Here is a 13116-nt window from a genome sequence, read left to right on the forward strand (position 1 = left end):
CGGCGACTCACGCCTTCCGCCAGGCCACCACGGTCTGCCGCTGCTCGCCGAGGCCCGCGATGCCGAGGCTCATCACGTCGCCGGCCTTGAGGAAGGTCGCGGGCTTCATGCCGAGGCCGACGCCGGGCGGCGTCCCCGTGGTGATGACGTCGCCCGCCTCCAGCACCATGAAGTGCGAGATGTAGCTGACGAGCTGCACGACGTTGAAGATCATGGTCGAGGTCGAGCCGGTCTGCATCCGCCTGCCGTTGACGTCGAGCCACATGTCGAGGGCCTGCACGTCGCCGACCTCGTCCGGCGTCACCAGCCAAGGGCCGAGCGGCCCGAAGGTGGCGCAGCCCTTGCCCTTCATCCACTGGCCGCCACGCTCGATCTGGAAGGAGCGCTCCGACACGTCGTTGCAGATGCAGAACCCCGCGACGTGGCTCATGGCCTCGCGCTCCCCGATGTAGGAGGTGCGCGAGCCGATCACGATGGCGAGCTCCACCTCCCAGTCGCTGCGCTCGGAGGACTTCGGCAGCATCACGTCGTCGTTGGGCCCGACGATGCAGTTCGGCGCCTTGTTGAACAGGATCGGCTCGGGCGGGATCGCGGCGCCGGTCTCGGCGGCGTGGTCGGCGTAGTTCAGGCCGACCGCGATGAAGTTGCACGGCCGCGCCACGCAGGGCCCGATGCGGGGCGAACCCTCGACGAGGGGCAGCGTGCCGGGGTCGGCGGCCCTGATCCGGGCCAGAGAGGCGGGGCCGAGGTGCTCGCCCGCGAGGTCGAGCACGAGGTGGCCGATGTCGCGCAGCCTGCCCTCGTGCAGCAGCCCCGGCTTCTCCCGTCCGGCTTCGCCGTAGCGCACCAGTCTCATGCTCGCCTCCGAGGCTTCCGGCGGGTCACGCCCGACTGTGCCGGACTATGCGGTCCGGCCCCAAACGCCACAAGCGCGGCGTCGGTCACGAGAACCGGTAGACGACGTCGGGGAAGCGGTCGACGGGAAAGACGTAGAAGAAGCGCAGCACCGCGTCGCCGTCGTTGCGGATGCCGTGCTCGGCGTCGCTCGGGATGAACACCGCCGCGCCCGCGGCGACGCGGGTTTCGACGCCCGACACAGTTACGACGCCGCTGCCCTCGACCACGAAATAGATCTCGGGCTCGGCGTGGCGGTGTGACGCGAGCCGCCCGCCCTGCGGCTTGAGCTCGGCCAAACCCGCGCTCATGGCCTGGGTGGGGGTCATCTCGCCGGAGAAGAGCGTGACCCAGGACACGTCGCCGCGCGCCGGGTCGCCGAAGGTTTCGCGCGGCCGGGCCTCCGCGCGGGCGACGATGGCGTCGACGCCGTCGCGGCTCAACTCTTCACCCGAACGTATTCGCCGGGCGCGTCGCAGAGCGGCTGGAGCACGCCGCCGCCGGGCTCGCGCGCCGGCACCTTTTCGGGCGCCTGGTCGGCGATCCATTTCATCCAGTCCGGCCACCAGCTCCCGGCCGTCTCCTCGGCAGCGGCGAGCCACTCGTCGAAGCTGTCGCCGACCGCCGGGCCGGCCCAGAACTGGTACTTCGGCTTGTAGGGCGGGTTGACCACGCCCGCGATGTGGCCCGAGCCCGCCAGCACGTAGCGCATCGGCCCGCCGAAGAACTTCGCGCCCACGAAGACCGACTTCGCCGGGGCGATGTGGTCCTCCTTCGTGGCGAGGTTGTAGACCGGGACGGTGACGCGGCCGAGGTCCAGCGTCTCGCCGCCCAGCACCATCTCGCCCTTGGTGAGCTTGTTCCCGAGGTAGCAGTTGCGCAGGTAGAAGGCGTGGTTGGCGGCCGGCATGCGCGTGGAGTCGGAGTTCCACGTCAGCAGGTCGAAGGCCATCGGCGCCTTGCCCTTCAGGTAGTTGTTGACCACGTAGGACCAGATGAGGTCGTTCGGCCGCAGCATGTTGAAGGCGTTGGCCATCTTCGAGCCCTGCAGGTAGCCCTGCTCCTTCATCTGCGCTTCGACGGCGGCGATCTGCTCCTCGTTGGCGAAGACCTTGAGGTCGCCGGCGTTGCGGAAGTCGGTCTGCGCCGTGAAGAAGGTGGCGGAGGAGATCCGCCGGTCGCCCTTCAGCGCCATGTAGGCCAGGGTGACGGCCAGGAGCGTGCCGCCCACGCAATAGCCGATGGCCGTGACGTCGCGGTTCCCGGTCGACCGCTCGATGGCGTCGAGGGCCGCGAAGATGCCCTCGCGCATGTAGCTCTCGAAGTCCTTGTCGGCGTGGCGCTCGTCTGGGTTGACCCACGAGATCACGAACACCGTGAGCCCCTGGTCGACCGCCCATTTGACGAAGCTCTTCGCCGGATTGAGGTCGAGCACGTAGAACTTGTTGATCCACGGCGGCACGATCAGCAGCGGCCGGAGGTACACCTCCTCGGTCGAGGGGCTGTACTGGATCAGCTCCATCAGCTCGTTGCGGAACACGACCTTGCCGGGCGTCATCGCCATGTTGACGCCGAGCTGGTGGGCGGTGTTGTCGCTCTGGCGGATCTTGAGGTCGCCCTTGCCGGCCGCGATGTCCTCGGCGAGCATCCGCATGCCGCGCACGAGATTCTCGCCGCCCTCCTCGAACGTGTGCTTCAGCAGCTCGGGGTTCGTGGCGAGGAAGTTCGAGGGCGACAGCGCGCCCGTGAGCTGGCGCAGGTAGAAGCGCGCCTTGTCGCGGGTCTCCTCGTCGAGGTCGGCCTCCTCGACGAGCCCCTCGGCCCAGCCGCTGGTGATCGTGTAGGCCTGCCGGAGGAAGTCGAAGCCCGGCAGCTCGCGCCATTCGGGCGCGGCGAAGCGCTTGTCGGCCGTCCGGGCCGGCTCGGCCTCGGGGGCGGGCGCGCCGGCCATGCGGCGCATCGTGCCGGCCCACAGGTCGACCATCTGGCTCGACAGCGTCGCCTGCGCGATCATCATCTTGGCGGGATCGGTGAACCACTGGGCCGCGACCTGACCCAGCGTCTGCACCATGTCCTTGGCTTCCTCGCCGCCCTTCGGCTGCACCTCCATGCGGGCGCGGGGCTCGATATAGGCGGCCGCCACCTTGTGGCTCTCCTCGACGAGCAGGCTCATGTTGCGCGACAGCTTGTCGAATTCCGCGAGGCCGGGCAGGGAGGCGGCGTCCTCGTTGGCGGCCTGCGGGGCGGGTGCGCCCCCGCCCGCCGGGGCCGTGGCGGCCGCTCCGGCGCCCCTGGCCCTCGCGTCGTCGAGCAGCGCCGACGCGCGGCCTGCGAGGGGCTTTCCATCGGCGTGCGGCTGCTGACGCGGCGGACGCTGGTCCTTCATGGCGCTCTCCCTCCTGTTCGGGACGCGCCCGGGAGCGGTCCCCTCCTTCTCGCGACGTCGGCCGGGCGGTTCTGTCGCCGTCCCTGCGCGTCGGCGGCGGCCGTCCGACGCGCTTGCCGTCCCGTTCGGGACATAATATCCCGCTACTCCTCTCGGAAGAAGGCCCATCGGGTGTCGGGTCCAGCGCCGATGCGCGGGAGACAGGGATGCGTGGCAGAAAGCCCGTTTTCGGCGCGCGCCTCGACCGGCGCGTGGTGGTGGTGGCGGCCCTGCTCGTCGGCGGCGCCGTGCCGGCCCATGCCGCCGACAACCTGTGGGACACGGTCCTCGAGAAGATGAACGTCAAGGCCGCGCCGGCCGCGCCGGGGCCGGACTTCATCGAGCGGACGCGGCCCGATCCCTCCGGGCTGGGCTACCTGCCGACCGCGTCGCCCCACAAGGTGTCGCCGCTCGCGGTCAAGACCCCCGACCAGATCCAGGCCGAGAAGGACGCGCTCGACCTCGCCAAGCAGCGCCAGCTCGATCCCGCCGCCGGCAAGCCCGTCCCGATCGTCAAGGCGGCGGCCGACCCGGCCGCGAAGAAGCGGCGGGCGGCGAAACCCGCCGCCGTTGCCGATTGATTCACCAAATCCCCGCATTTTCCCGTATGGATCGCGGCTCGCCCGCCGCAACCTCCGACCCAGGGTCGCCCTTCCGATGTCCGACTTTCACCGCGTCCGCCGCCTGCCGCCCTACGTCTTCGAGCAGGTCAACCGCTTCAAGGCCAAGCGGCGGAACGAGGGCGCCGACATCATCGACCTCGGCATGGGCAACCCCGACCTGCCGGCCCCCAAGCACGTCATCGACAAACTGGTCGAGACGGCCACCAAGCCGCGCGTCGACCGCTATTCCTCGTCCAAGGGCATCCCCGGCCTGCGCCGCGCCCAGGCCAACTATTACGGCCGCCGCTTCGGCGTGAAGCTCGACCCCGAGAAGCAGGTCGTGGCGACGCTGGGCTCCAAGGAGGGCTTCGCCAACATGGCGCAGGCCATCACGGGGCCGGGCGACGTCGTGCTGGTGCCGAACCCGTCCTACCCGATCCACGCCTTCGGCTTCCTGATGGCGGGCGGCGTCATCCGCTCCGTGCCGGCCGAGCCGACGCCCGACTACTTCACCGCGCTCGAGCGCGCCGTGGTCCATTCCATCCCGAAGCCGTTGGCCGTGGTGGTCTGCTATCCGTCGAACCCCACCGCCATGGTGGCCTCGCTCGACTTCTACCGCGACCTCGTGGCCTTCGCGAAGAAGCACGAGATCTTCGTGCTGTCCGACCTCGCCTATTCCGAGGTCTACTTCGACGGCGAGCCGCCGCCCTCCGTGCTGCAGATCCCCGGCGCCATCGACGTCTGCGTGGAGTTCACCTCCATGTCGAAGACCTTCTCCATGCCGGGCTGGCGCATGGGCTTCGCGGTCGGCAACGAGCGGCTCCTGGCCGCGCTCACCCGCGTGAAGTCCTACCTCGACTACGGCGCCTACACGCCCATCCAGGTCGCGGCCGCGGCGGCGCTGAACGGCCCGGAGGACTGCATCGCCGAGATGCGGGCCATCTACAAGGCGCGGCGCGACGTCATGGTCGAGAGCTTCGCGGCCTCCGGCTGGAGCGTGCCGGCGCCCGCCGCCTCCATGTTCGCCTGGGTGCCGATCCCGGAGCGCTTCAAGCACCTCGGCAGCCTCGAATTCTCGAAGCTGCTGATCGAGCGCGCCGACGTCGCGGTCGCGCCCGGCATCGGCTTCGGCGAGCACGGCGACGACCACGTCCGCCTGGCCCTGGTCGAGAACGAGCAGCGCATCCGGCAGGCGGCGCGCGGCATCAAGCGCCTCTTCGACGCCGCCGACACCCGGCTCCACAACGTGGTGCCGCTGAAACAGTCGGCTTGACCGCGGCCCACCACAGCGCGGCGCTCGCCCGCCTGCTCGGGCGGGCCTCGGCCGTCACGGTCTTCACCGGCGCCGGCATCTCCACCGAATGCGGGGTGCCGGACTACCGCTCCCCCGGCAGCCCCTGGCGGGTGCACGCGCCGATCGGCTTCGCCGCCTTCCTGGCCGACCCGGCGATGCGCGCCGAGGCCTGGCGGCGCAAATGGGCCATGGACGACCTCTACGCCGGCGCGCGGCCGGGGCGGGGCCACCGCGCGGTGGCGCGCTGGGCAGCGTCGGGGCTTGTGCGCGCCGTCGTGACCCAGAACATCGACGGGCTGCACGGCGCCGCGGCCGGCCCCGGCGATGAGATCGTCGAACTCCACGGCAACGGCTCCTACGCGCGCTGCCTCGGCTGCGGCACCCGGCACGAGCTCGCCCCCATCCGGGCCCGCTTCGAGCGCGACGGCTCGCTGCCGCACTGTTCCTGCGGCGGCATCGTCAAGTCGGCCAGCGTGGCCTTCGGGCAGTCGCTCGACCCCGCGGACCTCGGGCGCGCCGTGGATGCCTCGCTCGGCTGCGACCTGTTCCTCGTGCTCGGCTCCACGCTGCTGGTGCGCCCGGCGGCGCGGTTCCCCGAGCTCGCGCGGCGCAACGGCGCCCGGCTCGCGATCGTGAACCGCGAGGCGACCCCGCTCGACGGCGAGGCGGACCTCGTCCTCCGCGCCGACATCGGCGACGTGCTCGACCCGCTCTGAGGGGCCCCACGGGCCGCGTGCGGCCTCCGACGCCGATGCGCGTCGCCGTCGACACACTTTTAACAATCTTCAGGGTCGGCCTTCGATTTCGACTTTGACGTGATTCCGCCGGTGCTAAGGTCCGGAGGTGGCGGATCGGGGCCGATTCGACCGCGCGTCGGCGGCGCCCTCGGCGCGCCTCGCGCGGGGCTGCGGCCCTTGGGTCGGGGTGATGGCGTTGAGCAGCAAACACCAGTCCGTGGATCCGCAGGCCGGCCTCGACGCGGCGGGCGACGCGGCCCTCGACCTCGTCGAACTGGCCGGCGAGATCAAATGGTTCGACGTTTCGAAGGGCTACGGCTTCATCGTGCCCGACAACGGCCTGCCCGACGTCCTCGTCCACGTCACCACCCTGCGGCGGGACGGCTTCGGCACCGCGCGCGAGGGCGCGCGGGTGGTGTGCGAGGTGCTGCGCCGGTCCAAGGGGCTGCAGGTGTTCCGCGTGCTGTCGCTGGACCTGTCGACGGCGGTCCACCCCTCGCAGGCGCCCGCGCCCCGCACCCACGTCCAGGTCACGCCGACGGGGGGCTTCGAGATCGCCGTCGTGAAGTGGTTCAACCGCGTGCGCGGCTTCGGCTTCGTGTCCCGCGGCGAGGGCACGGAGGACATCTTCGTCCACATCGAGACCATGCGCCGCTACGGCATGACCGAGCTGAAGCCGGGCGAGAGCGTCATGGTGCGCTTCGGGGACGGGCCGAAGGGCCTGATGGCCGCCGAGGTGCGGCCCCTTGAATCGGGCTCGCCCTCGTCGCATTGATCTCGCCGCGGGCCGGGCCCGCGGCCGGACCTCTCCCATGCGACGCGACCACACAATCAAGACCGCATCCGCCGCCCTCGCGCTCCTCGCCCTCACGGGGCTGGCCCGGGCGGCCCCGCCGGCGCCGGCCACTGACGACCTCTCGATCGCCACCGCGAGCGGCGACCACCACTTCACCGTGGAGGTGATGCGCACGCGCGATCAACTCGAGCGCGGCCTGATGTACCGCCGCCAGATGGCGCCCGACCGCGGGATGCTGTTCGACTTCGGCTCGTCCCAGCCCGTGTCCATGTGGATGAAGAACACCTACCTCCCGCTCGACATGGTGTTCATCGCGGCCGACGGACGGGTGGTGTCGGTGAAGCGGAACGCCGAACCGATGTCCGAGGCCATCATCCCGTCCGGCGGCGACGTGCTCGGCGTCCTGGAGGTGAACGCCGGCACGGCGGCGCGCATCGGCATCAAGCCCGGCGACCGCGTGGCGGACCCGATGTTCAAGCCTTGAGCTTGTCGGCATGGTGCCCCCATGCTACGCCATCGCGGTCGGACCACGTCCTTGTTCGGGGTGTAGCGCAGTCTGGTAGCGCATCTGCTTTGGGAGCAGAGGGTCGCAGGTTCGAATCCTGCCGCCCCGACCATCGATCGTCCCGCCAGGGCCGTCCCCGGTCCGCCGTCGCCCGAGGTGAACCGTTTTGACCATCGCCCGCATCTACCGACCTGTCCGCTCGGCCCACTCGTCCGGGCACCGGCGGGCCAAGGCCTGGCTCCTCGAATACGAGCGCACGGAACCGGTCGAGATCGAGCCCATGATGGGCTGGACGGGCTCGTCCGAGACGGAGATGCAGGTCAAGCTGACGTTCGAGACGCGCGAGGAGGCGATCGCCTTCGCCGAGAAGCGCGGCATCGCCTACGAGGTCGAGGACCATCCGCCGGAGCAGGTCCGCCGCGGCCTGTCCTATTCGGACAATTTTAAGTCGTCCCGCGTCGGCCAGTGGACCCACTGAGCGGGCGGATCGACGAGGATCGCCGCCCCCGTCGGGGCGGCGCGAGGCTCCGTAGCTCAGTTGGATAGAGCAGCCGCCTTCTAAGCGGCAGGTCGAAGGTTCGAGCCCTTCCGGAGTCGCCAGCATCGACAGTGTCTCGAGCGAGATCGCCCCTCGTCGTTCCGACAAGGCGACTGCTCATTTCATCGCCTGTGAGACTGAAGCGGTTCCTCGAATGGATGCCCGCTGCTCCGCAGTGCGGAACCGATGCGACCTCCGCGCGGTGAGGTGCTCCACCCACTCGCCTCAGGACTGCCGTCCATGGGCGATGACGACTTGTTCAGGGGCTGATCCGGCGTGAGATTCGACCGTCGCGCGCCCCCGCGACGTCGCCTGTCGGATCTGCCCGGAGACGGGGGAGGGTGAAACCCTCCCGTCGACCCTGGGATCACTGGACCAGCGCGGGAGCCTCTTCGGGCGCGGCCGCGGGGGCGGCGGGCTGCTCGGCCTCGACCGGCGCCTTCGACGCGACGATCGCTTCCATGAGGTTGTACAGCTTCAGCTTGATGCGCTCGTCGTCGATGGAGTGCAGGATGCGGATGATCTTGACGTCGTAGGTCGCGCTGGCCCGCGACCTCTTGCGGCGGTCGACGATGTCGGCGAGCTCGATCGTGCCGGAGGTCTCGCCCTCGGGGGTGATGTCCTCGAAGAAGAAGGAGATGTCCTTCTCCAGGATGCGGGCGATGTTCATGAGCTGGCTCGCGCTGATGCGATCCTTGCCGAGCTCATACTTCTGGACCTGCTGGAACGAGATCCCGAGCTGTTCGCCGAGGGCACCCTGCGAGATGCGTTTCTCGATCCGCGCAAAGCGGACGCGCGCCCCGAGATGGCGATCTACTGCATGATTTTTCCGCGCCATCGTGTCCTCTTGCAATGCGCTGTGATCCCCTCTCCTAGCATGGAGACCGGGAGTGAACCAAGGGGTTGCGATACAGATGGGCAAGAAATCGTTTTCTTCAACCGCCTTCAGCCGTTCATTGACCGGGAAACAGGCTCCTCCACGGTTTTGAGGATCCCAGAGCACGTCGACATTCAGAAAAGACAGGCCGCTTCGGCGACAATATTGCGGCAAAAGTTATCAAAAGAGCCGTGGGTCGTCGAACGCCCCCGCGGCATGCACCGTTCCTGGTCATGGCCGGCCGCGGGGTGAACCCTCAAAGCGCGAAGCTCGTTCCGCATCCGCAGGACGCGGTCGCGTTCGGATTGTGGATCTTGAACGATTGTCCGATGAGGTCGTCGACGAAATCGATCTCCGAGCCCTTCATATATTCGATGGAGACAGGGTCGATCAGCACGGTCGCGCCGTCGCGCTCCAGGACGAGATCGTCGCCGCCGGCCGACCCGACGATCGTGAAGGAGTACTGGAAGCCGGAGCAGCCGCCGCCGTCCACGGCGACACGCAACGCCGATCCCGGCGCCTCGCTCGACAACACGCGCTTCACGCGCGCCGCCGCCGAGGCCGAGAGGGTGACGGGCGACGGGGTCTCGATCAGGCTCATGACGGCATCCTTCGGCGAGCTTGCGGGCGTTGCGCCCTCGCTCGGCACTGTCCGGAACGGACTCGAATCCAAGCTAGTGAAGGGCCGGAGGTCCTGCAATGGTGGCCCCGGGCCGCGCGGCGGTGCGGCGAACGGGGACAGAATGGACATCTTCGCCCTCGTGCGGCGGCGCACGCTCGACGTCCTCGCGGACCTGGTCGACTGCGGTGAGCTTCCGCGAAATTTCGACCTCGGGCGTGTCGCGGTCGCTGTGCCGCGTGCGGGGACACCGGGCGACGTCGTCGTCGACGCGGGCTCCGTCCACGTGCCGCCGCGCGGGGTGGTCGACGGGCTCGGCGCTGCGCCCGACGTGGCTGCGGTCGCCGCGGTCGGCGGCGGGCGATTCGCGGTCACGCTCGGCCCGGCCGCGGTCCTGGGCGCCGTGTCTGCGGTGCTGGACGGCCGGTGTCCGCTCCCGATGGCTCCCGGCGGGGCGATGTCGCCGGGCGGTCGCCCGCAGCCGGCGAGCGGCGCGGCCTCGCTGGCGGAGCTCCGGGCCGAGGTCCTGGCCGACGTGCTGGCCGGGCTGGCCACGGCGGTCGACCTCGCGCCGCCGATCGCCGTCCCGCCGCGCTCGGTGCCCGTGGTCCTGAGGGGGGCGGTCGCCGGCGCGGGGTCGACGCGGCCCGACGACGTCCTGGCGCTGATCGGGGCGGACGCCTTCCGGTTCGCGGTCGCGTCCTGCCGGCCGCATGCGGCCCTGCACCTCGACCTCGACGTGCTCGGCGACCGGTGCCGCGCGGACCCGAGCTTCTGGGTCCCCTACGCCCACACGCGCGCGCGCTCGATGCTCCGGGAGGCGGCTGCGGCCCCGGTCGGCCTCGGCCCGGGCGTGCTCGCCGCCGCCGACCTCGCGGACCTGACCGATGGCGGCGAACTGGCCCTGGCGCGCCTCGTCGCACGCCACGCGCGCCTGGTCGCCGATGCGGCCGCGGCCGCCGCGCCGCAGAGGATCGCCGCCCACCTCCGGCAGGTCGCGGACGCGGTCCATCATCAATGGAACCGAAGCAAAGATCAGCCACAATTACGCTTTGTTAATGAAGAACGGAGAGATTTGACCAAAGCTCGGCTCGGTCTGGTGACCGCGTCCGCCCTCGTGTTGCGATCCGGTCTCGGCCTCCTCGGTCTTTCGGCTCCCGACGAGATGCGCTGATCGGTGAGCCTGCCGCTCGACCGGCGGTATTCCGCCGCATTCGAGGCGGGAAAGGGCGGCACCAGTCCAGTCTGCCAGGCTGCCGGGGCTCTGTTCTGCGAGGTTGTTCGATGAGTGAAGCCGCGAGATCGCGCCGGGACGATGCCCGCTACGAGCCTCAGGTGGATGTCCCCGCGCGCGGTGCGACCCCCGCTGCGGACCCGCTGGCGGAACTCGCCCGCCTGGTCGGCCAGGACGATCCGTTCCGCGGCATGTTCCGGCCCGGTGCCGCTCAGGCCCGCGCCCCGGCTCCCGAGCCCGCGGGCGGCCGCGACGAGCGCGGATCCCGCTACCCCCGCGACGCTTCCCACCAGCCCGTCACCGCGCCGCAGCCCGGCATCGCCGACCCCGAGGATCCGCACGGTTCCGAGGCCCACGGCTGGCACGACGACTACGGCGAGGCCGGAGACGGCGAGCACGGGCACCAGCAGCACTACGCGGAGGACGCGGCCTACGCGGAGGCTCACGGCCACCACGACGCGGGCTACGACGAGCACTATTACGAGGCCGAGCAGGCCGAATATTACGACGAGGCCGGCTTGGCCGACGGGCAGCTCGCGGTCGACGCCGCGGCCGCGGCGACGCTGCCGGACATGTGGGCCCGTCAGGGCGACGAGCGCGGCGCGGCCGCCGAGGTCGACCACGCCGCGGCGCCGACCGGGTTCGATCCGGACCGGCGCTCGTCGGCCCGCCGTCCCCTGGCCGTGCTGGCCGCCGTCCTGGTGCTGACGGGTGGCGGGCTCGCGGCGAGCTTCCTCGTCAAGGGGCCGTCGACGCCCGGCGCCGCGGTGGCGGGCTCGGGCCGCACCGCGCCCACCATCATGGCCGCCACCGGCCCGACCAAGCTCAAGGTCGACGACCCGGGCGCGACCGCGCCGGAGGATCAGGACGCCGCGCTCCTGAACAAGGGCACCGTGTCGACCGGCCCGGTCAAGATCGTGTCGAGCCAGGAGCAGCCGGCCGACCTCGGACAACTGCCGAAGACGTCCGACCTCGCCGACGGCGCCCGGCCGCTGCCGCCGCCGTCCCCGAGCCCCTTCCCGGAGCCCAAGAAGGTGAAGACCTTCGTGGTCCACCCGGACGGCACCATGCTGTCCGCCGACGGCATCCCGTCGCCGGCGGGCGCCGTGCCCGACGCGACGCCGCGGGCGGCCAACCGCGGCGCCACCACGCCCAACGCCGCCACGACGCCGAAGACCGCCGCCGCGCCCGACGCGATCGCGGCCCTCGCGACGCCGGCCGACGCCGACGCCGTCGGCGCGACGCCGTCCAAGCCGGCGCGCCAGCCGCCCTCGCCGGGCGTCAGGGTGGCCTCGGCCAAGCCCAACGACACCGCCGAGGCGCCCGCCGCCGCGGGCGGCAGCTTCGGCGTGCAACTCGCCTCCTCGCCGGTCGAGGCGGACGCCAACGCGGCCTTCGCCAAGCTGAAGAAGAAGTACCCGGCCCAGCTCGGCTCCCTCACGGCCTCGGTCCACAAGGCCGAGACCGGCGACAAGCCCGTGTACCGCGTGCGGGTCGGCAGCATGAGCCAGGAGGAGGCCAAGGCGCTCTGCACGCAGCTCCAGGGTGCCGGCGGATCCTGCTTCGTGGTGCACAACTGAGCCCGCGCGCCTTCGTCCTCGGCTGCGCCGGCACGGCGCTCGACGCCGACGAGCGGGAGTTCGTCGCCGTGACCGAGCCCTGGGGCCTGATCCTGTTCCGGCGAAACGTCGAGTCGCCGGAGCAGCTCCGCGCCCTGGCCGCGAGCTTCCGGTCGCTCGTCGGCCGCGACGACGCGCCCGTGCTGGTCGACCAGGAGGGCGGCCGCGTGCAGCGCCTCGGGCCGCCGCACTGGGCGCGCCATCCCGCGGCGGCGCGCTACGCCGAGCTCCACGACCGCGATCCGGAGCGCGCGCTCGCCCTCGCGCGGCTCGGCGGCGAGCTGACGGCGCGCGACCTCCGGGCGAGCGGCATCACGGTGGACTGCGCCCCGGTGCTCGACCTGCCGGTGGAGGGCGCGAGCTCCGTCATCGGCGACCGCGCCTTCGGCCGCGATCCCGTCACGGTCGCGGCCCTGGCCGGCGGCTGGGCCGAGGGATTGATGGCAGGCGGCGCCCTGCCGGTGGTCAAGCACGTGCCCGGCCACGGCCGCGCCGCGGTCGACAGCCACCTCGAACTGCCGGTGGTCGACGCCGACCGGGCCGCGCTGGAGCGCGACTTCGCGCCCTTCCGCGCCCTCAACCACCTGCCGATGGCCATGACGGCCCACATCGTGTTCCGCGCCCTGGACCCCGAGCGGCCTGTCACGACCTCGAAGCGCGCGATCGACGCCGTGATCCGCGGCGAGATCGGCTTCGACGGGCTGCTGCTGTCGGACGACCTGTCCATGGAGGCGCTGAAGGGGAGCCTGGGCGAGCGCGCCGCCGCGGCCTCTGCCGCCGGCTGCGACATGCTGCTCCACTGCAACGGCAGGATGGCCGAGGCGCGGGCCGTCGCCGAGGCCGCGCCGGTCCTCGACGGGCGCGCGGCGGAGCGCGCCGCCGCGGCCCTGTCGCGCCTGTCCGCGCCCACGCCGCGCGACCTCGGGGCCGATCGCGCGGCCTTCGCGGCGGCGATGCTGCCCGCCGAAGCCTGACG

The 13116-nt window shown here is 71.3% G+C and carries 14 protein-coding genes and 2 tRNA genes; 11 read left to right on the forward strand and 5 right to left on the reverse strand.

Translation table 11 applies throughout. The annotated features are described in order from the left end of the window. Positions 1-7 precede the first annotated feature (7 nt). The 3 genes from L7N97_RS20255 to L7N97_RS20265 all read right to left on the reverse strand — a co-directional run bounded on the left by L7N97_RS20255 (position 8) and on the right by L7N97_RS20265 (position 3067). Positions 8-856, reverse strand: a complete 849-nt coding sequence (locus L7N97_RS20255; protein WP_237480081.1) for a fumarylacetoacetate hydrolase family protein — start codon at positions 854-856, stop codon at positions 8-10. Between the two features lie 85 nt (positions 857-941). After that, positions 942-1337 (reverse strand): cupin domain-containing protein, encoded by a 396-nt coding sequence (locus tag L7N97_RS20260; RefSeq protein WP_237480082.1) that lies wholly within the window; start codon positions 1335-1337, stop codon positions 942-944. Beyond that, positions 1334-3067 (reverse strand): PHA/PHB synthase family protein, encoded by a 1734-nt coding sequence (locus L7N97_RS20265; protein WP_237482323.1) that lies wholly within the window; start codon positions 3065-3067, stop codon positions 1334-1336. The genes L7N97_RS20260 and L7N97_RS20265 overlap by 4 nt, the downstream gene beginning before the upstream one ends. A 419-nt stretch (positions 3068-3486) precedes the next feature. Between L7N97_RS20265 and L7N97_RS20270 the strand changes: the two genes are divergently transcribed. From L7N97_RS20270 to L7N97_RS20305, 8 genes are all read left to right on the forward strand, one after another. Then, positions 3487-3900 carry a hypothetical protein gene (locus L7N97_RS20270; RefSeq protein ID WP_237480083.1) on the forward strand — a complete coding sequence of 138 codons (414 nt, stop codon included), beginning with the start codon at positions 3487-3489 and terminating at the stop codon, positions 3898-3900. Between the two features lie 76 nt (positions 3901-3976). Beyond that, positions 3977-5194: an LL-diaminopimelate aminotransferase gene (locus L7N97_RS20275; RefSeq protein ID WP_237480084.1), complete on the forward strand. Its 1218-nt coding sequence runs from the start codon at positions 3977-3979 to the stop codon at positions 5192-5194. Continuing rightward, positions 5191-5931: an SIR2 family NAD-dependent protein deacylase gene (locus tag L7N97_RS20280; protein WP_237480085.1), complete on the forward strand. Its 741-nt coding sequence runs from the start codon at positions 5191-5193 to the stop codon at positions 5929-5931. Before L7N97_RS20275 ends, L7N97_RS20280 begins: the two co-directional genes overlap by 4 nt. A 211-nt stretch (positions 5932-6142) precedes the next feature. Continuing rightward, on the forward strand, positions 6143-6727 hold the full coding sequence (locus L7N97_RS20285) for a cold-shock protein (protein ID WP_237480086.1): 585 nt from the start codon (positions 6143-6145) through the stop codon (positions 6725-6727). A gap of 37 nt (positions 6728-6764) precedes the next feature. Beyond that, the gene (locus tag L7N97_RS20290) at positions 6765-7232 is read left to right on the forward strand and encodes a DUF192 domain-containing protein (RefSeq protein WP_237480087.1); all 468 of its coding nucleotides are present in this window, start codon (positions 6765-6767) and stop codon (positions 7230-7232) included. A gap of 56 nt (positions 7233-7288) precedes the next feature. Then, positions 7289-7365: transfer RNA gene (locus L7N97_RS20295), tRNA-Pro, on the forward strand. Between the two features lie 54 nt (positions 7366-7419). Further along, on the forward strand, positions 7420-7731 hold the full coding sequence (locus tag L7N97_RS20300; protein ID WP_237480088.1) for an ETC complex I subunit: 312 nt from the start codon (positions 7420-7422) through the stop codon (positions 7729-7731). Between the two features lie 45 nt (positions 7732-7776). Then, a tRNA-Arg gene (locus tag L7N97_RS20305) sits at positions 7777-7853 on the forward strand. Between the two features lie 305 nt (positions 7854-8158). Here L7N97_RS20305 and L7N97_RS20310 read toward each other — a convergent pair. Further along, positions 8159-8794 carry a helix-turn-helix domain-containing protein gene (locus tag L7N97_RS20310; protein WP_237480089.1) on the reverse strand — a complete coding sequence of 212 codons (636 nt, stop codon included), beginning with the start codon at positions 8792-8794 and terminating at the stop codon, positions 8159-8161. Positions 8795-8924: 130 nt separating this feature from the next. Beyond that, positions 8925-9269, reverse strand: coding sequence for an iron-sulfur cluster insertion protein ErpA (gene erpA / locus L7N97_RS20315; RefSeq protein WP_237480090.1), 345 nt, complete (start codon positions 9267-9269; stop codon positions 8925-8927). 142 nt (positions 9270-9411) lie between these two features. Between erpA and L7N97_RS20320 the strand changes: the two genes are divergently transcribed. The 3 genes from L7N97_RS20320 to nagZ all read left to right on the forward strand — a co-directional run bounded on the left by L7N97_RS20320 (position 9412) and on the right by nagZ (position 13114). Then, positions 9412-10461 carry a DALR anticodon-binding domain-containing protein gene (locus tag L7N97_RS20320; RefSeq protein WP_237480091.1) on the forward strand — a complete coding sequence of 350 codons (1050 nt, stop codon included), beginning with the start codon at positions 9412-9414 and terminating at the stop codon, positions 10459-10461. Positions 10462-10622: 161 nt separating this feature from the next. Beyond that, on the forward strand, positions 10623-12101 hold the full coding sequence (locus L7N97_RS20325; protein ID WP_237480092.1) for an SPOR domain-containing protein: 1479 nt from the start codon (positions 10623-10625) through the stop codon (positions 12099-12101). Then, positions 12098-13114, forward strand: a complete 1017-nt coding sequence (gene nagZ, locus L7N97_RS20330; protein WP_237482325.1) for a beta-N-acetylhexosaminidase — start codon at positions 12098-12100, stop codon at positions 13112-13114. Before L7N97_RS20325 ends, nagZ begins: the two co-directional genes overlap by 4 nt. The last annotated feature ends 2 nt before the right edge of the window (positions 13115-13116 follow it).

This window comes from Lichenibacterium dinghuense, from assembly GCF_021730615.1.
Classification (GTDB): domain Bacteria; phylum Pseudomonadota; class Alphaproteobacteria; order Rhizobiales; family Beijerinckiaceae; genus Lichenihabitans; species Lichenihabitans dinghuensis.

Excerpts from the sequence above, each read along its gene's own strand:
- L7N97_RS20255 (WP_237480081.1), bottom strand. The coding sequence starts at position 856 with ATGAGACTGGTGCGCTACGGCGAAGCCGGACGGGAGAAGCCGGGGCTG.
- L7N97_RS20265 (WP_237482323.1), bottom strand. The coding sequence starts at position 3,067 with ATGAGCCTGCTCGTCGAGGAGAGCCACAAGGTGGCGGCCGCCTATATC.
- L7N97_RS20270 (WP_237480083.1), top strand. The coding sequence starts at position 3,487 with ATGCGTGGCAGAAAGCCCGTTTTCGGCGCGCGCCTCGACCGGCGCGTG.
- L7N97_RS20275 (WP_237480084.1), top strand. The coding sequence starts at position 3,977 with ATGTCCGACTTTCACCGCGTCCGCCGCCTGCCGCCCTACGTCTTCGAG.
- L7N97_RS20285 (WP_237480086.1), top strand. The coding sequence starts at position 6,143 with ATGGCGTTGAGCAGCAAACACCAGTCCGTGGATCCGCAGGCCGGCCTC.
- L7N97_RS20290 (WP_237480087.1), top strand. The coding sequence starts at position 6,765 with ATGCGACGCGACCACACAATCAAGACCGCATCCGCCGCCCTCGCGCTC.
- erpA (WP_237480090.1), bottom strand. The coding sequence starts at position 9,269 with ATGAGCCTGATCGAGACCCCGTCGCCCGTCACCCTCTCGGCCTCGGCG.
- L7N97_RS20320 (WP_237480091.1), top strand. The coding sequence starts at position 9,412 with ATGGACATCTTCGCCCTCGTGCGGCGGCGCACGCTCGACGTCCTCGCG.